The 19,766-nt window shown below is 34.8% G+C and carries 11 protein-coding genes; 4 read left to right on the top strand and 7 right to left on the bottom strand.

Features of this window, described 5'->3' with window-relative positions; all coding sequences use genetic code 11:
- Positions 1-125: 125 nt before the first annotated feature.
- The 6 genes from LPB88_RS00530 to LPB88_RS00555 all read right to left on the bottom strand — a co-directional run bounded on the left by LPB88_RS00530 (position 126) and on the right by LPB88_RS00555 (position 10,272).
- Positions 126-1,985, bottom strand: a complete 1,860-nt coding sequence (locus LPB88_RS00530; protein WP_230711873.1) for a glycoside hydrolase family 13 protein — start codon at positions 1,983-1,985, stop codon at positions 126-128.
- 163 nt (positions 1,986-2,148) lie between these two features.
- A complete protein-coding gene (locus LPB88_RS00535; RefSeq protein WP_230711874.1) occupies positions 2,149-4,263 on the bottom strand; it encodes a glycoside hydrolase family 97 protein in 2,115 nt (704 codons plus the stop codon).
- A 22-nt stretch (positions 4,264-4,285) separates the two neighbouring features.
- The gene (locus tag LPB88_RS00540) at positions 4,286-6,589 is read right to left on the bottom strand and encodes a glycoside hydrolase family 65 protein (protein ID WP_230711875.1); all 2,304 of its coding nucleotides are present in this window, start codon (positions 6,587-6,589) and stop codon (positions 4,286-4,288) included.
- A 301-nt stretch (positions 6,590-6,890) separates the two neighbouring features.
- On the bottom strand, positions 6,891-7,547 hold the full coding sequence (pgmB, locus tag LPB88_RS00545) for a beta-phosphoglucomutase (RefSeq protein ID WP_230711876.1): 657 nt from the start codon (positions 7,545-7,547) through the stop codon (positions 6,891-6,893).
- Positions 7,540-9,060, bottom strand: coding sequence for an MFS transporter (locus tag LPB88_RS00550; RefSeq protein ID WP_230711877.1), 1,521 nt, complete (start codon positions 9,058-9,060; stop codon positions 7,540-7,542). Before LPB88_RS00550 ends, pgmB begins: the two co-directional genes overlap by 8 nt.
- A gap of 180 nt (positions 9,061-9,240) precedes the next feature.
- Positions 9,241-10,272 (bottom strand): LacI family DNA-binding transcriptional regulator, encoded by a 1,032-nt coding sequence (locus LPB88_RS00555; RefSeq protein WP_230711878.1) that lies wholly within the window; start codon positions 10,270-10,272, stop codon positions 9,241-9,243.
- Positions 10,273-10,508: 236 nt separating this feature from the next.
- Here LPB88_RS00555 and LPB88_RS00560 point away from each other — a divergent pair, with 236 nt between their 5' ends.
- The 4 genes from LPB88_RS00560 to LPB88_RS00575 all read left to right on the top strand — a co-directional run bounded on the left by LPB88_RS00560 (position 10,509) and on the right by LPB88_RS00575 (position 19,412).
- Complete coding sequence (locus LPB88_RS00560) at positions 10,509-13,481, top strand: SusC/RagA family TonB-linked outer membrane protein (protein WP_230711879.1); 2,973 nt, start codon at positions 10,509-10,511, stop codon at positions 13,479-13,481.
- Positions 13,482-13,491: 10 nt separating this feature from the next.
- Positions 13,492-15,012, top strand: a complete 1,521-nt coding sequence (locus LPB88_RS00565) for a RagB/SusD family nutrient uptake outer membrane protein (RefSeq protein ID WP_230711880.1) — start codon at positions 13,492-13,494, stop codon at positions 15,010-15,012.
- A 22-nt stretch (positions 15,013-15,034) separates the two neighbouring features.
- Entirely contained in the window at positions 15,035-16,222 is a 1,188-nt protein-coding gene (locus LPB88_RS00570) for a SusE domain-containing protein (RefSeq protein WP_230711881.1), read from the top strand.
- A 313-nt stretch (positions 16,223-16,535) separates the two neighbouring features.
- Positions 16,536-19,412: an alpha-amylase family glycosyl hydrolase gene (locus LPB88_RS00575; protein WP_230711882.1), complete on the top strand. Its 2,877-nt coding sequence runs from the start codon at positions 16,536-16,538 to the stop codon at positions 19,410-19,412.
- 114 nt (positions 19,413-19,526) lie between these two features.
- On the opposite strand, the gene LPB88_RS00580 is transcribed toward LPB88_RS00575, so the two are convergent.
- Positions 19,527-19,754 carry a DUF6814 family protein gene (locus tag LPB88_RS00580; protein ID WP_230711883.1) on the bottom strand — a complete coding sequence of 76 codons (228 nt, stop codon included), beginning with the start codon at positions 19,752-19,754 and terminating at the stop codon, positions 19,527-19,529.
- Positions 19,755-19,766: the final 12 nt, after the last annotated feature.

Below are 19,766 nucleotides of genomic sequence, written 5' to 3' on the forward strand. Positions count from 1 at the left end.
TAGATTTGATTCTCTTGAAAAGGTTATAACAAATGACTAGTCATTTTCACATAGCTATGTGTGTTAATGCAAGTGAAACGCCTTTTGTCGAACTAAAAAATCTATGTCTCTATGTGTGTAAAAAATTATTCCAATTCTAAAACCACAGCCGATTTTGGTTCCAAAGTAATTTCAGAAGTTAAATCGAAAGTTTTTCCGGTTAGAACATCTTTTCCGGATTTAAAGCTTTTGATGTTTTCTTTAAAACGGTTTGTTTTGATAGTTTGCTCTTTTGCATTGTTATTAAAAACAACCATTACGGTTTTTGCATCGGTATATCTAAAATAAACATAAGTATTGTTTTCCGGAATATAATGTGTCATTTTCCCGAAGTGAACGGCTTCATTTGATTTTCTCCAAGTGAATAATTTAGAAGTAAAATCAAAGTATTTTGCTTGTTCAGCATTTCTTCCTGATGCCGTAAAAGCATTGTTTTTGTCGCCATTCCATCCGCCTGGAAAATCCTGACGAATATCTGCATCACCTTTGCCTTTATCGCCACCCATTCCAATTTCTGAACCATAATACAATTGCGGAATTCCACGTATTGTAGCCAATAAAGTCATGGCAAGTTTGTATTTTGGTAAATCATATTTAAACTTATCATTCATACGATCTGTGTCATGATTTTCGGCAAAAACCAAAATGTTATTCGTATTTGGATATAAATAATCCATTGCAAAATTGTTATAGAATTTGATCAAACCGTTGTCCCAGTTTGGTTCGTCTTCGTTGAAAGCAGAAGTAACCTGACTTTGCAAAGTAAAATCCATTACACTTGGCAAATTCGAATTGTAATTTTCGATCGCGCCAATTTTACTGTCTTTTTGCCAAAAGGCTAAATTCGCCTGATTGTGCATCCAGATTTCTCCAACAATATTAAAATTCGGATATTCAGTTGTAATCGATTTTGCCCAATTTGCCATTGCTGTTGGATCAGAATAATTATAAGTATCAACTCTAAATCCGTCAAGATTGGCAAATTCTATCCACCATATGGCGTTTTGAGTTAAGTATTTTGCAACTAGAGGATTTTTCAAATTCAAATCTGGCATTGACGGAACAAACCAGCCATCAATACAAACTTCCTGATCTAATTTTGAAGCGTGAATATCTGTAATAACTTCGCGTCTGTGGTGTGTTTGTGTGAAAGTTTCAAACTGATTAAACCATGTTTTCGTGGGAATATCTTTCATCATCCAATGCGTAATTCCCCAGTGATTGGTTACATAATCCATAACCAGTTTCATGTCTTTTTTGTGCATTTCTGCAGAAAGACGAGCATAATCATCATTGGTTCCGTAACGTGGATCAATTTTGTAAACATCAGATTGTCCGTAAGTATGATACGAATGTTGTTTGTCGTTGTCTTCGCATAAAGGCGTGCTCCAAATTGTTGTTGCGCCAAGAGACGAAATATAATCCAGGTTTTTGATAATTCCTTCGATATCGCCGCCATGACGTCCGCTTGGATCTTGACGGTTTCCTTTTTCTGTTAAAGTAGCATCGCTATCGTTTTTCGGATTTCCATTAGCGAAACGATCCGGCATGATTAGGTAAATCATATCCGATGCATCGTAACTTTTTCTGTCTGCCGAATTTGCTCTTCTTTCTTTAAGAGAATATTTCTGCGTAAAAGCAATTTTGTTTTTGGTTTTGAAAGAGAAAACCAATTCAGAAGCTTTTAGGTTTTGTGTGTCAATTGTAATAAAAAGGTAGTTTGGATTTTCTGTTTTCTCTACATTTTTAATCACCACATTATTTGAAACTGAAGCTTCATATTGTGCGATATTTTTTCCGTAGAACATAATCTGTAATTCCGGATTTTTCATTCCTGCGTACCAAAACGGCGGTTCTACTTTCTGGATTTGCGCTTTCGCGGAAGCAGAAAAAAGTAGAATAAACAGAAGTATTTTATAGAATATTTGGTTGGTTTGAATTCTCATAATTTATAGTTTTAATTCCTGCAAGGTTTTCAAAACCTTGTAGGTATAATTGCAATGTTTAAGAAGACCTACAAGGTTTTGGAAACCTTGCAGGACGACTTAAAATATATCAGATAAAAAAAAGACAAGTAATCCTGGGGAAAATTACTTGTCTTTGAAAAAATTATTTAGTTTCGATAATGCTAATGGCATAACCTCCGCCCGGAGCAGATAACTGCGATAATTTTGATTTGTTTGTTACAGCAATTTTCTTGATAGTATAAGCTTGCGGGTTTGTTTTGTAGTGCGCATCTTTTGCATCAGCATAAATTGTTGCGGTGTATTTTTTACCTTTTTCAAGGAAACTGAAATCGATGTTTGATGTACGCGGAGTTTCTCCGTTTACGTTTCCAACGAACCAGTTGTTTGTTCCTTTTGCTTTACGCGCAACAGTAATATAATCTCCCGGCTCAGCCTCGATATATTTACTTTCTGACCAATCTACAGCTACATCTTTAATGAATTGGAATGCATCTGGAAAACGGTTGTAGTTATCCGGAGTATCAGCTGCCATTTGCAATGGACTGTACATTGTAACGTATAATGCCAATTGGTTTGCAATTGTGCTGTTTACATGAGATTTGTTATCAGGATTCATTTTGCTGATATCCATTTCGAAGATTCCAGGGGTATAATCCATTGGTCCACCAATTAAACGTGTAAATGGTAAAACGGTAACGTGATTTGGTTTAGAACCTCCAAAAGCTTGGTATTCTGTACCTCTTGCAGCTTCGTTTCCAATTAAGTTCGGGTACGTTCTGCAGATTCCAGTTGGACGAACTGCTTCGTGAGCGTTCACCATAATTTTATAATCTGCTGCTTTTTCGATTGCATATTGATAATGGTTTACAATCCATTGATCGTAATGATTTTCACCGCGAGGCAAAATATCTCCAACGTAACCGCTTTTTACAGCATCATATCCATTGTCTTTCATGAATTGGTATGCTTTATCCATGTGACGCTCGTAGTTACGAACTGAACCCGAAGTTTCATGGTGCATGATAATTTTGATTCCTTTAGATTTTGCGTATTCGTGCAAACCTTTTACATCAAAATCAGGGTAAGGCGTTACGAAATCAAAAACATAATCTTTTGAATGTCCAAACCAGTCTTCCCAACCTTCGTTCCAACCTTCAACTAAAACAGCGTCGAAACCATTTGCAGCAGCAAAATCAATGTATTTTTTTACGTTAGCATTGTTTGCTCCGTGCGTTCCGCTTGGTTTTGCTTTTGAGAAATCAGAAACTCCTAATTGAACTGTTGGAAAATCGTTTGTGTATGACCAAGAACTTTTTCCTGTAATCATTTCCCACCAAACACCAACGTACTTTACGGGTTTAATCCAGGAAGTATCGTCAATTTTTGATGGATCATTTAAGTTTAATGTCATTTTTGAAGACAAGATTTCTGTAGCATTATCGCTTGCCATAATCGTTCTCCAAGGTGAGTGACTTGGCGCTTGCATATATCCTTTGTCTCCTTTTGCATCTGGCGTTAACCAAGATTCGAAAATCATGTTTTTGTCATCAAGATTTAAGTGCATACAAGAATAGTTGATCAAAGCTGCTTCGTGCAAGTTGATGTAAATTCCATCGTTTGTTTTCAACATTAAAGAAGTCTGAACTCCTGTTGGTGAAAAGTTTTTTTGTGAAACATTTGCAGTATATGCTTTCTCAGATAAACCTCTAATCTCAGATAATTTCGATTTTGTATAATCGTATTCCTGAGTATCGTAATCTCCTGGAATCCAGAAAGCAGTGTGGTCGCCTGCCATTGCAAACTGAGTTCTTTCTTCTTTAATTACGAAATAAGTAAGATTCTTTTGAGCCGGAAATTCATATCTAAATCCAAGTCCATCGTCAAATAAACGGAAACGAATTACGATTTGTCTGTCAGTTCCTTTTTGATTTAAAGTTACCGCCAATTCATTATAATGATTTCTAATATTGTCTACTTCTCCCCAAACTGGTTTCCAAGTTTCGTCAAAAGTGGATGTTTTTGTATCTACAACTGTAAAATCATTCAATAAAGATTTTTTGTCATCTTTAAGTTCAAGACCTAATTTACTGGTTTTAACAACTTCTTTATTTTTGTATTTTAAATTGTAAGTTGGAGTTCCGTCATTTTGAAGCGAAAATTCCATTACGAACTTGCCTTCGGGTGATTTTAATTGTTGCGCTTCTGCGATTGAGCTAAAAGCAAACAAGATTAAACTTGCGAAAAATAAGTTTTTCATGTTTTTTAGTTTTAAGGGTAATTTAATTTATTTGTACAAATTTACTTGCAATTACAGGATTTCCGTTCACGACAATTGTTAAATCTTGATCTCCGTCTACAGTAAAATTGGTTTCATTATGATTTACAGACACTTTTAAAATTTGATTTCTGAAATTAATTTTAAAAGAATATCCTTTCCATTCTTTTGGAATTTTTGGAGAAAAATGAAGCTGGTCATTTTTTACCCTCATTCCGCCAAAACCTTCTACAATACTCATCCATGTTCCCGCCATTGACGTGATGTGACAACCTTCTTCAACTTCTTTGTTGTAATCATCAAGATCAAGACGAGAAGTTCTTAAATAGAAGGTATAAGCCATATCCATTTTGTCTAAATGTGCAGCCTGAATCGAGTGTACGCAAGGCGAAAGTGAACTTTCGTGAACGGTAAATGATTCGTAGAATTCGAAATTACGTTTTAGTTCTTCTTTAGAAAAATGATCTTCGAAGAAATAAAAACATTGTAAAACATCGGCTTGTTTGATGTAAGGCGAACGTAAAACACGATCCCAAGACCATTTTTGATTGATTGGGCGTTGAGATTTATCTAAATCTTTTACCGGAACCAGATCTTTGTCTAAGAAGCCATCTTGTTGTAGATAAACTCCTAATTCTTCAGATTTAGGGAAATACATATTATTGGCTACTTTTTTCCATTCCTGAATTTCAGCCTCAGCAAGATTTACTTTTGCTAAAATGCGTTTGTGATCTGATGGATATTCTGCAGCTACTTTTTTAATTTGTTCTTCGGTATAATCAATACACCATTTTGCTATATAATTGGTGTAAAAATTATTGTTGATGTTGTTTTCGTATTCGTTTGGACCTGTAACGCCAAGAATTACGTACTGATTTTTTTCTTTAGAGAATGAAGCTCTTTGGTGCCAGAAACGCGAAATTCCAATTAAAACTTCCAGACCTTTTTCAGGAATATAAGAGTAATCTCCGGTGAAACGATTGTAGTTGAAAATCGCAAAAGCAATCGCACCATTTCTGTGAATTTCTTCATGTGTGATTTCCCATTCGTTATGGCATTCTTCGCCATTCATGGTAACCATTGGATATAAAGCTGCTCCGTTTTTGAAACCTAAATTGTCTTTGGCATTTTCAATCGCTTTGTCTAATTGATTGAAACGATACGTCAATAAATTACGTGCAACCTGCTGATCTTTTGTTGCCATGTAAAACGGAATACAATATGCCTCAGTATCCCAATAAGTAGATCCGCCGTATTTTTCGCCTGTAAAACCTTTTGGACCAATATTCAAACGAGAATCTTTTCCTAAATAAGTCTGGTTTAACTGAAAGATATTGAAACGGATTCCTTGTTGTGCTTTTACATCGCCATTGATTGTAATATCTGACATTTCCCAGATTTTTGCCCAGGCATCAATTTGATTTTGAAGTAAAGCATCGTATCCTAAATTAAGGGCAGCTTTTATTGTTTTTTCGGCTGCAGCCAAAGTATTATCGTGGTTTAAAGAAACGGTATATCCACCAATTTTCTGAATTGCTGAGGTTTGTCCTTTTGCAATAATAGTTCCGTAAGTATACTGAACTTTATCTGCCGTTGAATCGATTGTAGAAGGCGAAACATGAATATCTTCGTCGTTTGCCAAAATCGTATTGTGCATGAAAGTTGTCACTTTAAAATGCGTTTTAAACGTCTGAGCAGTTACAAAAGCTTCGTTTGTGCCTTTTTTTACTTCAAGAGGTTCCCAGAATTTTTCTTCCCAGTTAGCATCTTCATTGGTTACACCAGCATCAACATAAGGTTTGTAAACAATTTTTGCATCTTTGTTTAAAGGCGTAATTTCGAATTTGATAATTCCGGCTTCATCCAGATCCAAAGAAAGAAAACGACGAATGTTTACGGCAATTTCGGTTCCGTTTTTCAGCGTAGCTTCAAAAGAACGATTGTACCATCCTTCTTTCATATTCAATTCTCTGCGGAAGTTTCTAACCTCTGTACACGTATTTAAATCAAGATTTTCTTCGTTGATTTCAACGTCAATTCCAATCCAGTTTGGAGCGTTTAATACTTTTGCAAAATATTTTGGATATCCGTTTTTCCACCATCCCACTTTGGTTTTATCCGGATAATAAATTCCGGCAATATAACTTCCCTGAAAAGTCTCTCCGGAGTATTTTTCTTCAAAATTGGCACGTTGTCCCATCGCACCGTTTCCGATACTAAAAAGACTTTCAGACGATTTTACTCGTTCGGCATCAAATCCTTCTTCAATGATGGACCAATTGTCTGGTTTTATATAATCTTGATTCATTTGTTTAATTAGATAATTTGGCAATTAGGCTAATTAGAAAATGTGCCAATTAGATAATTTGATAATTATTTGTTTTGGGTTATTTCTAATTTGATTTTATCCTTTTAATTGCTTGTTGTTTTACTATTTTACGTTTTTATTTAGATGATCTATATTCTTAAATTAGCCAATTAGATTTCCAGTTTGGGAAATTATCTAATTATCAAATTGACACATTACCACATTTTAAATTAGCCAATAAGATAATTCAAGATTGCGTGAATTATCTAATTATCAAATTGACACATTGCCACATTCTTCACTAACCGATTAGTTTCTCGATAAACTGTGAATCGATTTCTGTGAAATCTTTAAAAATATAATCAGCTTCATGTAAAATTGTTTCCTCACCAATTCCTACACTTACCATTTCCCCTATGTTTGCCGCTTGGATTCCGGCAACTGAATCTTCAAATACGATTGAGTCTTTTGGATCAATTTTTAGTAATTGAGCCGCTTTTAAGAAAACTTCCGGATCTGGTTTGGCATTGGTAACGTCATTTCCGTCCACAATAACATCGAAATACGAAAGGATTCCTGTTTTTTCAAGGATTGGTCGGGCATTTTTACTCGCTGAACCCAACGCAATTCCTTGGTTTTTTTCTTTTAATAGTTGCAGCGTTTTAAGTACGCCCGGAAGAATCTCGCTTTCGTCCATGTCAACTAAATAAGATAAGTAATCTTCATTTTTTTGAATTAGCCATTTGTCTTTATCTGCCTGCGAAGCCTGAACATTTCCTAATTCAAGTATTATATCTAACGAACGCACGCGACTTACTCCTTTAAGCAATTCGTTGTTTTCGTGTGTGAAATTTATGTTTAATGCCTGAGCTATTTTTTGCCAGGCTAAAAAGTGGTATTTAGCGGTATCAACGATCACTCCATCAAGATCGAAGATGAATGCTTTTTTATTATTCATGGATTTCAATTTTAGTTCTGCTATTTACTCTAAGGGTTAATAATCCGGCGAATATCATGGATACACCTCCAATAATTAAGGCGTAAATAGGTTCATTGTGAAAGAATTGTTTGATTACAAATCCTAATATTGTTGCAGCTACAATTTGTGGAATTACTACAAAAAAATTAAAAACTCCCATGTAATACCCCATTTTTGCTGCGGGTAAAGCGCCTGATAACATCGCATAAGGCATAGATAAAATACTTGCCCACGCAATACCAACTCCCAACATTGGAAGTATCAGCATTTGTTTATCACCAATAAAATAAATCGAAATTAAACCAACACCTCCAGCGCATAATGCTAATAAATGTGTTGCTCTAACGCCTACTTTTTTTGCAATAACTGGCAATAAGAAAGCTACTGCTGCAGCGATTCCGTTATAAACCGTAAACAAAACCGAAACCCAGTCAGCAGCATCATTATACACTTTTGAAGTGGTATCTGTTGTGCCAAAAATGTGTTGTGTAACGGCTTGTGTAGTATAAATCCACATGGAGAAAAGCGCAAACCAAGAGAAAAACTGAACCCAGGCCAGTTTTTTCATTGTGACTGGCATATTTAATAAATCGGTCATAATGATCGTGAAGCCATTATGAACTTGAGAACTTCTTAATTGTGAGGCGAGCATAAATAAAACGCCCATAAAAACTAAACCTACAAACAGAATATAGAGTTCTTTGGCAAGGCTATTTTCGAAAATCAAAAAGGAAACTAATGCGCCAATTACGGTCAATAATATCCCTATAGACAATTGTCGCTTAATATTACTTTTAGATTCTGTTTCGGGATTTATGATCTGATCTTCTTTGTCTTTTTTACTTTGAGCTTCAAAAGCATGAAGTTCTTCGGGTGTATATTCTGTGGTTTTAAAAACGGTCCATAAAACGGAAAGCAGAAAAACAATTCCGCCAATATAAAACGACCATTTTACTGAATCCGGGATAATTCCTTCGGGTGCGGTATTGTTTACGCCAAAAACATTTGTAAAAAGATAAGGTAAAACCGAACCAACAACGGCGCCGGTTCCAATAAAGAAACTTTGCATGGCGAAACCTAAAGTGCGTTGTTTTTCAGGTAAATTATCGCCAACAAAAGCACGAAAAGGTTCCATTGAAACATTTATCGAAGCATCCATTATCCATAAAGTTCCGGCGGCAATCCATAAGGTTGGAGAGTTGGGCATGATGAATAATGCAATTGAAGATAAAACGGCTCCAATTAAAAAATAAGGGCGACGTCTGCCTAAACGAGTCCAGGTTCTGTCACTAAAATAACCAATTACGGGTTGAATTATTAATCCTGAAACGGGAGCAGCAATCCATAAAATCGGAATTTCGTCAATTTTAGCGCCTAGAGTTTCAAAAATTCTTGAAGTATTTGCGTTTTGCAGTGCAAAACCAAACTGTATTCCTAAGAAACCGAAACTCATGTTCCAAATTTCCCAGAAACTTAATTTACGCTTTTCCATTATCGTAATTAAAAAATTAATTAGACGATAAGCGCTTTGCTTATCAAAACTTACTTATGGTTTCGAAGTAAAAGTAAAAGCTTTGAGCAGGCGTAAAAGTATAAATTATTTTTTTATTTATGCTAACAAAAAAGTCATAAATATTATTTATGACTTTAGAATGTATTGATTTTAAGAATTTTAGTCAGTAGATTCTCGTTGTATTAAATGAGTTTCGATAACTTCTGTGGTGTAATTTTCGTTTTCTTCGTCGTCATCGTCATGTTCAGCTTCCAGTCTTTCGATCAGCATTTTAGCGGCTTTATTCCCCATTTTCTCACCACTTTGACTTACCGTTGTAATGCTTGGTGTTGAATATTTAGAGATAATTCCGTCAGTAAAAGCGATTACGGCAAGATCTTCAGGAACTTTAAGTCCCATTTTGCTAGCAGTTTTGATAATTGTTACGGCAAAAAGTTCATTTACAGCAAAAACAGCATCAAAAGCTCTGTCGTGCAAAAGCTGACTGATGGTTATTTCGCAAGTATCTACGTCTTCAATTTTTATGATTAAATCTTCGTTGAATGGTAACCCGTTGTCCAGGAGTGCTTTTTCGTAACCATCTGTTCTTAGTTTTCCAACACTTACGTAGTCAACAGTGGTTACCAAAGCGATCTTTTTTCTACCGCTATCAATCAAACTTTGAACGGCTTCATAAGCGGCAGCTTTATCATCAATAATTACTTTATCGCATAAAATATCATTGGTCACGCGGTCGAACATTACAACCGGCATTCCCTGATTTATAACTTCGGTAATATGATGAAAATCGCCTTTGTATTGCGTTTCTTTAGAGAGTGACATGATAAAACCATCGATACTTCCGTTGGCTAACATTTCCATATTCAGGACTTCTTTATCGAAAGAATCATCTGACAAACAAATCACAACACTATATCCGTTTTCATTGGCAACTTGTTCGATTCCGTTGATGACTGTAGAGAAAAAATAATGTACAATTTCCGGAATGATAATACCAATACTTTTGGTTTTTCGATTTTTTAGACTAAGGGCAATATTGTTGGGCTTATAGTTGTAAAACTTAGCAAAAGCTTGCACTTTTAAACGTGTCTCTTCGCCTATTTCTAAGCTGTTTCGTAATGATTTTGAGACAGTTGAAATAGATACGTCAAGTTCTTTTGCGATCTGTTTCAGGGTTATTTTGCGTTTCATAATGGTTATTTGAAAAAAATCTAATTGTTAATAAAGGTATCTTATATTTTTATAATTGACAATTTTTGACTTAAAAGATTACAAAAAATAGAAAGTTTTCAACACTACCACGTTTTCGTAACTCAATAAAAATGGTAGCTGGTTGGTCGTGTTAATAAATTCCTAATTTTGAAATTCGAAGTAAAATTAAAAACTTAACTAACAATCTAAAACTCAAACTAATTTAAACAAAAAGTATGAAAACAATTTACAAAAAGTTGTTATTTTTATTCCTATTGTTGCCGTTTAGTGTACTCGCTCAAAGTACCTTAAGCGGAACTGTTGTCGAAAAGTCAGGACAACCAATTCCGGGAGTAAATGTAAATGTACAAGGCACGCCAACAGGTGCTTCTACAGATTTTGATGGAAAGTTTCAGTTACCTAATGTAAAAAAAGGAGACAAAATTGTCGTTTCTTTTATTGGGTACAAAACTTACTCTCTTATCTATGATGGACAAAAATCTATAAACGTAATCTTGCAGGAAGATTCTAACGAACTTAAAGAAGTTGTGGTTCAAGTAGGTTACGGTTCTACAAAAAAGAAAGACGTAACTGGTGCAGTATCTAAAGTTACTGCAGAGAACTTGAATCAGGGGACTTTGGTAGATCCTATTCAGGGATTGCAAGGTAAAGCGGCGGGTGTTTCGATCACAAAACAGGGGGGTGACCCAAACAAAGGTTTTGATGTTCGTATTCGTGGTGCTGCAGGTTTTGCAGCCGGAGGTTCGCCTTTATATGTAGTTGACGGAATTCGTGGTGTTGACCCTACAACGATTTCTCCAGACGATATTGTTTCTTATGATATTCTTAAAGATGCGGCTTCGACTGCAATTTATGGTGCCGATGGGGCAAATGGAGTTGTATTTATTACGACTAAAAAAGGAAAAACAGGAAAAACTACAATCGAATTTAATTCTTCTATCGCTACAGATAAAGTTGCTAAAGAGCAAGATTTTATATCTGCAGACAAGTATAGAGAGTATATAGCAGCACATCCAAATATCGATTTTACAGATAATGGTGGTAATGTGGATTGGCAGGATCAAATTTTTAGAACTGGTTTTACTAAAGTAAATAGTTTAGCTGTTTCTGGAGGAAGTGATACTGGTAATTATAGAGGATCGATCTCAAACAGTGATTTTGAAGGTGTTATTAGAAACTCTGGAAAAATGAGAACTGTTGGTAGATTAAATCTTACTCAAAAAGCATTTGATAATAAAATGACAATTGACATGGGACTTTCTGCTACTATTGAGCACAATGACTATGTGAATTATGGAACTGACGGAAAAGATCAGGTAATTTACCAGGCTTTTCAAAGACTACCAACCGATCCTGTTTACAGACCTGATGGAGCTTTATTTGAAGCACCAGGGACTAATAACTACTACAATCCAATGCAGTCAGTTAACAATATTCAGAATGACAGAGATGCTAAATTTCTTTCTGGAAACTTAGGGATATCTTATGAGCTTGCAAAAGGATTAACAGGTAAAATTTCTACAAGTTATTTAAGAAATGATAGTGAAAGTACTTATTTTGAGCCTACTTACAATTATATTTTTACAGGTACTACAGAAACGCCAATTTATTTAGGATATGGAAAAAGATCTTATGCAAACTGGGAGCAAGGTTTGGTTGAAGCAACTTTAACATACAAAACAACATTTGCTGAATCACACAATGTTACATTATTAGGAGGTTACTCTTATAGAACTACAAAAAGTGATGGTTTTGCAATGGAAGCTAACAACTCAACTTCTAATACTTTAGGATCAGATAACTTCCAGAATTTTGAAACAATCGTTTTAGGGAATTTAACTTCTTATAAAAACGAGCGTAAAGATATTGGTATGTTCGCAAGAGCTACTTATGATTTCCAGTCAAAATATTATGTAACCGGAATGGTTCGTAGAGATGGTTCTTCGATTTTTGGAGATAATAATCAATGGGGTTACTTCCCATCTGTACAAGTGGCATGGAATGTGGCTAACGAAAATTTTATTAAAGATCACGTAAGTGCATTGAATTTATTAAAATTTAGAGGAAGCTGGGGTGTTTCTGGAAACAGTAACTTACCTGTTGATGCAAAAGACTTAGCTGTTAGACCTTCTATTCAAGGTGGATTGGTTGCTTACGGTTACAACCATAATGCTAATCCTGATTTAAAATGGGATAAAAATACAGAGACTAACTTTGGACTTGATTTTGGATTGTTTAATAACAGAATCTCTGGATCAGTTGAGTTTTACAGTAAAAAAATTACTGATATGTTGATCGCTAATACAAACGTACCAACAGAGACGAATTTTTCAAATACTACATTTATTAATGGTGGAGAAATGAAAAATAGAGGTATTGAGGCAACTTTAAACGCTAAAGTAATTGAGAACAATAATTTTAGCTGGAATACTACTGTAGTTTATACACAAAACAGACAAGATGTTGTGGCTTTAGGAAACGCACGTTACAACTATTCTTTCATTAACACAGGATATATTTCAGGACCTGGTTTGGTTGGAGTTCCAACTCAAAGAATGCAAGCTGGATATAAATTAGGTACATTTTTTGGATATGAATATGCTGGTGTATCTAATGGTAAATGGTTAATTAAAGGAAATGATAATCAACTTCATTATTTAGAAGATGTAGCTAACTCTGATGATCACAAAAAAGTAATTGGTAATGCTTTGCCAGATTTTGAAATGGGATGGAGCAATTATTTTAAATACAAAAACTGGGATTTGAGTATGTCATTTAGAGCTGTTGTTGGTAATGATGTTTATAACGCTACAAACCAGGTTTTTGGTAACCCTGACCAAGTGGGTACAAGAAGTGTAAACAATGAGGCATTAATTTTAAACGATGCCGGAATTCAAGGAGCTTACAGTGCATTGTCTTATTATATTGAAGATGCTAGTTTCATAAAATTAGACAACATTAACTTAGGATATACTTTCGTAAATCCAACATTTGCTAAAGCAATTTCAAAACTTCGTTTTTATGCTTCTATGAACAATGTATTTACGTTGACAAATTACGGTGGTGCAGATCCTGAGGTTAATTTTTCTGGAGGAAAAGACAATAAAGAAATCTTTTTTGGAATAGACAACTACAATAACTATCCTAAAACAAGAACCTTAACATTTGGTTTGAATCTTTCATTTTAATACAAAAATCATGAAACTAAAAAATAAAATAACAGTACTAGGACTTAGCTTTTTGGCTTTCTCTTCTTGTACTGATCTGGATACAACAAATAGCGAGTATTTGACAGGAGATCAATATCCTGAAACAACAGAACAAGCTTTGAATCTGGCGACTCCGGTTTTTGCTAAAACTCAGGCAATGCTTGATGGAGGCGGATGGTGGTTTGCTCAAGAGTTAAGTTCTGATGAAGCAGTTTGTCCTACAAGAGGAGCAGACTGGGACGATGGTGGAAAATGGAGAGCTTTATCAAGACATACTTGGGGACCAAATACTGAAGCAGTAGTAAATCTATATAATATGATTTATTCTGCAGTGCCACAAGCTAATTATGCTATTGAAACATTAACTCCGGCTGCTGCAGCAAATCCTAGAGTAGCTAAAGTTTTGGCTCAGGTAAAAGTTTCAAGAGCTTATTACTATTACTTAGCGATTGACAGTTTTGGAGATGTTGCTTTCCCAACTACTTTTTCAGGTGCGGATGAATTTCCAAAAAAGACTCCTAGAGCAGAAGTTTTTGCAGCTATTGTTAAGGATGTTGAAGATAACGTAGCATCGTTGCCAAAACAAGGTGATGACGGTGTTGTAAGAAGTGATATTACTCAAGGTATGGGTTATACACTTTTGGCTAAATTATACTTGAATGCAAAGGTTTATACAGGAACTGCAATGTGGGACAAAGCTATTGCAGCTTGTGATAAAGTATTGGCATTAGGATATTCATTAGAAACAAATCCTTTAGCACCATTTGCAACTCAAAACGAAAATTCTAAAGAGAATATCTATACAATACCTTTTGATCAGGATACTTATAAAGGATTCAACCTTCATATGCGTACTTTGATTGATTTGTCACAACAAACATTCGGTATGAGTACAGCTCCTTGGAATGGATTTGCAACTTTAGAAGCACACTATAATACATTTCCGGCTGGTGATAAAAGGTTAGCAGGAATTCTTGTTGGTCAGCAAAAAACAAAAGCAGGTGATAATATCCAAGATCCTAAATCTGGAAATGCAAACCTGGTTTTTACAGCTAATATTCCAAATCTGCAAATGTCATTAGGAACTAATACACAAGAGCAAATTAGAATGGCAGGAGCAAGACCAGTAAAATGGGAAATTGCTTCAGGAGCAAAAGATAACCTTAGTAATGATTTTCCACTTTTCAGATTGGCAGATGTTAAGTTGATGAAAGCAGAAGCTTTAGTTTGGTTAAATGGTGCCGGAGCCGGTGATGCTTTAGTGAATGAAATTAAAGCAAGAGCAGGTATTGCGCAAACTGGCGGATATACATTGAATGATATTTTAGCTGAAAGAGGTAGAGAAATGATGTGGGAAGGACACCGTCGTCAGGATTTAATCCGTAACGGTAAATATGAAAACACTTGGTGGGAGAAATCAGACACTGATGCCAACCACAGATTGTTCCCAATTCCGCAATCTGCAATTAATGCAAACCAAAATTTATTGCCACAAAACCCAGGATATTAATAAATTAAAAATATAAAATCAAATGAAAAAATTAACTTTTTTATTATTAGGATTAATAGCTTTTGCTTTCACTTCATGTAGTGATGACGATCCAAGTATCAATGTATACCCAGGAGAAAAAATAGTAACTGTACCAGTTTTAGAAGCATTGCCGGCACCAGCTCAATATGTTTCTCAGGAAGGTGTGAATGAAGATGTTAAGGCAGGTACTTTTAAATGGTCTGCAGCGGCGTTAGAATATCAAGGGCCAGTTAGCTACTATATTCAGATTGCTCCTGCGGGAAGTGATTTTTCTAGTGCGGTAGATGTATTTTCAGCAAGTGTATCAACAACTACAAAAGATTTTACTTTTGGAGATTTAAACTTAGCTGTTAATAGATTAAGTCTTGAGTTGGTTTCTAATGGAAAAGCTAAAGTTAAGTTTGGCACTTTAGCTGAATTTGACGTACGTGTTAAAGCAATTGCTGAAAAATCTCAAGTGATAGGATATTCATTAACACAATTAATGAAAATCAATGCATACGAAAAAATTATTTTTAATACTCCTGAATTATTTTTAGTTGGTGCACCACAAGCTTATTATGGTAAATCGGCTTGGGATGAGAAAAATGGTTTGTCAATGAAATATGTTGGTGATCCTAAAACTAATACAAAAGTTTTTGAAGCTTATGTAAAAGTTGCAGTTGGAGACGGATTCAAATTTACAGGTGATGGAAAAACATGGGATAATGGTAACTATGGTACTGATGGTACTGTTCCAGCTGTTTCTGGTGGTCAAGAATTTACTTTAATTAATAAAGGTACTAGTAGCGATCTTAAAGTTGCTGAAGTTGATGGTGCAGGATTGTATTATGTACGTGTTGATATGGATGCAATGAAAGTTAAAGTTGTAAAAATGCAATGGGGTGTTATTGGTGCCGCTACTAATGGTGGATGGGATTCAGAAACTGCAATGGGCTATGATTTTGCAACGAACACATGGGCTTATGCAGGAACTGATATCACTGCTGGAGAAATGAAATTCAGATCTAAAAATACTGGTAACTTCATTAACGGAGTAAATGGTCAAGGTGGTGAATGGACATTCAATGTAGGTGATTTACTTTTTGTTGGTGATGGTGGTACAGGAAAAAACTTTGTAGTTACTGCTGGTGCTAAACCAAAATTAACAGTTAATTTTGATGGAAAAGCTGTTGTTTCAGGATTGTAATGCATAAAATAAATATTAAAAAGGGTTGTCGAAAGACAGCCCTTTTTTTATGCGATTTTTATCAGTTCAGAAAATTAGTATAATGATAAAGGGCTATTTGTTAAATAAATACAGATAAAAAGTATCATTTTTAAATTTCATTTTCTGTCTGAAAAATATCCTTTTTTGAGTAGTTCTCAGAGTTTTAAGATAAAGTTTTGAACACTACAACGTTTGCGTAAGGTCATTTCGAAAACGCTATAGTAGATTTACGATTTATAGAATATCTTTATTAATTATCTCATTTTTTGCTTTAATACACATTACTTAAATTATGAAAAAAACATTACTATTATTTTTCTTTCTACTATCAATAGTTACTAATTCTCAGCAAATAACAGTTTCGCCAGCCGTGTTTCAGGTTAACGAACCAATAACTATTACGGCTTCATTTACATCAAGTACATGTAACACAATGGGAACTAATCCTGCAAAAGTTTATATGCATTCCGGAATAGGTACAGAAACGAATCCGTGGCAGACTACAAAAGGAAATTGGGGTGTCGATGACGGTGTGGGTCTGATGACGAAAAATGCAAATGGAACGTGGAGTATTACAATTACGCCAAGTGTGTATTTTGGATTAACATCTGGCCAACAAACTACTGCAGTTAAAATGGGTCTTGTGTTTAGAAGCGCTAATGGCTCTCAAACATTAAAATTAGCCCCATCTTGCGGTGACTTTTTTCTTAATGTGGGTTCTTTTCAAGTAACATTGACTGCTCCTGTAGAGAATAGTAATACAATTGTTTCAAGCGGAGGAAATTTGAATATTGCGGCAACAAACACAAATGGTGTGGCGACTTATACTCTAAAAGCTAACGGAACAGTAATCAACACCAGTGCAGATATATCTAATTACACTTTTAATCATACCAACATTACAGAAAACCAAAGTTATGAATTAAGTATAACTCAAGGATCTACAACGGTTACGAAAAAATTTACAGCAATTGTAAATCCAAATACAATTTCAGAAGACATGCCTGCGGGTTTAGTTGACGGAATTAATTATAATGCAACAGATGCTACAAAAGCAACTTTGGTTTTAGATGCACCATTAAAAGACTTTGTTTACGTTGCAGGAAGTTTTAATAATTGGCAGCCTTCATCGGCGTATGCCATGAAAAAAGATCCGGCTTCTGGGAAATTTTGGTTAGAATTAACAGGATTGGTTTCGGGTGTAAATAATACCTATCAATATTGGGTGGTTGAAGCAACGCCAATTGCAAATTCACCTTCATTGGTAAAAACAGCAGATCCGTATTCAACGTTGGTTTTATCGCCTTTTGATGACCCTTCGATTCCTTCAGCCTCATATCCAAATATACCAGCTTATCCAACAGGACAAAACTTTGAAGTTACAGTGCTGAAAACGGGACAAACGCCATACAATTGGAAAGTAACAAATTTTGCAAAACCTGAAAAAGATAAACTGGTAGTTTACGAAGTTTTGATTCGTGATTTTGATGCCAACAAAAACTATCAAACTTTAATTGATAAAATCGATTACTTTAAAACACTTAAAATAAATGCAATCGAATTAATGCCGGTAATGGAGTTTGAAGGCAATGAAAGTTGGGGTTATAATACTTCATTTCACATGGCTTTGGATAAATTTTATGGAACTTCAGATAAATTAAAAGAGTTTATTGATTTGTGTCATGAAAACGGAATTGCGGTGATCCTTGACGTAGCCTTAAATCATGCTTTTGGACGTAATCCAATGGTTAGAATGTGGATGAACGATCCTGATGGAGATGGTTTTGGTTCGCCAACAGCTGAAAATCCTTATTTTAATACCGTTGCAAAACATAGTTATAGTGTTGGAGAAGATTTTAATCACCAATCGCTAAAAACACAATATTATGTAGATCGAGTAATCAAACAGTGGATTGAAGAATATAAAATTGATGGTTTCCGTTGGGATTTAACCAAAGGATTTACACAAGCCTGTACAGCATCAGACGAAAATTGTACAAATGCATATCAACAAGACAGGGTAGATATTTTAAAAAAATACGCAGATTATTCCTGGAGTCTTGATCCTACACATTATACTATTTTTGAACATCTGGGAACTGATACTGAAGAAAAAGAATGGGCAAACTACAGAGTCAATGAAACACCAAGTAAAGGGGTGATGATGTGGGGGAAAATGACAGACCAATACAATCAGTTGTCAATGGGATATGCTACGAGTAGCGATATTTCTAGAATGGCCAGCTCTAGTCGTGGTTTTACAGCAAATCGTTTAATGGGTTATGCAGAAAGTCATGACGAAGAACGTTTGATGTATAAAAATGTTCAATACGGAGCTTCAAACGGAACTTATAATGTAAAAACATTAAATACAGCTTTGTCAAGAATGTCAGCAATTGGAGCGGTTTCATTATTGATTCCGGGACCAAAAATGATTTGGCATTTTGGAGAATTAGGATGGGACAGTTCTATTTATACTTGTAATAATGGTACTGTAAACGATGCTTCGGCTACAATTGCCGGAGATTGTAAATTAGATACTAAGCCACAGCCACAATGGGTGAATAATTGGTTAGGAGATACAAATAGAAACAAGATTTATTATGATTGGGCAAAAATGATTAACCTTAAAACTACAGAACCTGTGTTTTTAGGAACGTCTACTATTTCAAGTCCAAATTCACTAAGCATCAATATAAAAATTACGAATAGCAGCTTAACTTCAGCGCAATTAAAAGACGTTTTGATTCTTGCTAATTTTGATCTTACAGCAAAGAATGTTGCAACAGGATTCCCATACGCAGGAGTTTGGACGAATTTAATGGATAATACAACTATTAATGTAACAGACGTAAATGCAACGATAAGTATACCGGCTGGAGAGTACAGAATCTATGGTAATAAACAGGCTAATTTAGCCATCGAAAATTTCGAAAAAGGAAATACTGTTAGTTTGTATCCAAATCCGGTTGCTAATTATTTTACCTTAGATATTGTAACAACCAAAGTTCAGGTTTATGCAATTTCTGGTCAATTGGTAAAAAGTTTTACAACACACGGAAATTTAGATTTTCAGTTTGGAGTAAGTGATTTAACAACAGGATTATATCTCGTAAAAGCTTTTGATGAGAACGATAACGTTCGAGTGATTAAGTTTATAAAAAAATAGTTTTTAGAATATGATTTTAGTATTCGAAAAGGTATAAAGTTTGGTTTTGTTTAGTAATGAAAAAAGGGTTGTCTGGAAACAGACAACCCTTTTGATTTAAGGTGTATTTTAGATTTATTTCTTTTTGTCATTATATTCACCAATCAAGGCAAAATAGCCAAAAGTTCCCAGTCCTAAAACAATTAACGGAGTAAGGATAAAAAGAATGATAATGCCAAAGACAAGATCATCTTGTTTGTCTGAAAGTAATTTAGGCAGTCCAAATTCAAATATGCAAAAGTAAGTCGCGGCAATTGCGAGAAGAATCCATAAAACACCTAAACCTTGTTTAATCGTATTCATATTTATATAGTT

The sequence above is a fragment of the Flavobacterium sp. JAS genome (assembly GCF_020991455.1).
Classification (GTDB): domain Bacteria; phylum Bacteroidota; class Bacteroidia; order Flavobacteriales; family Flavobacteriaceae; genus Flavobacterium.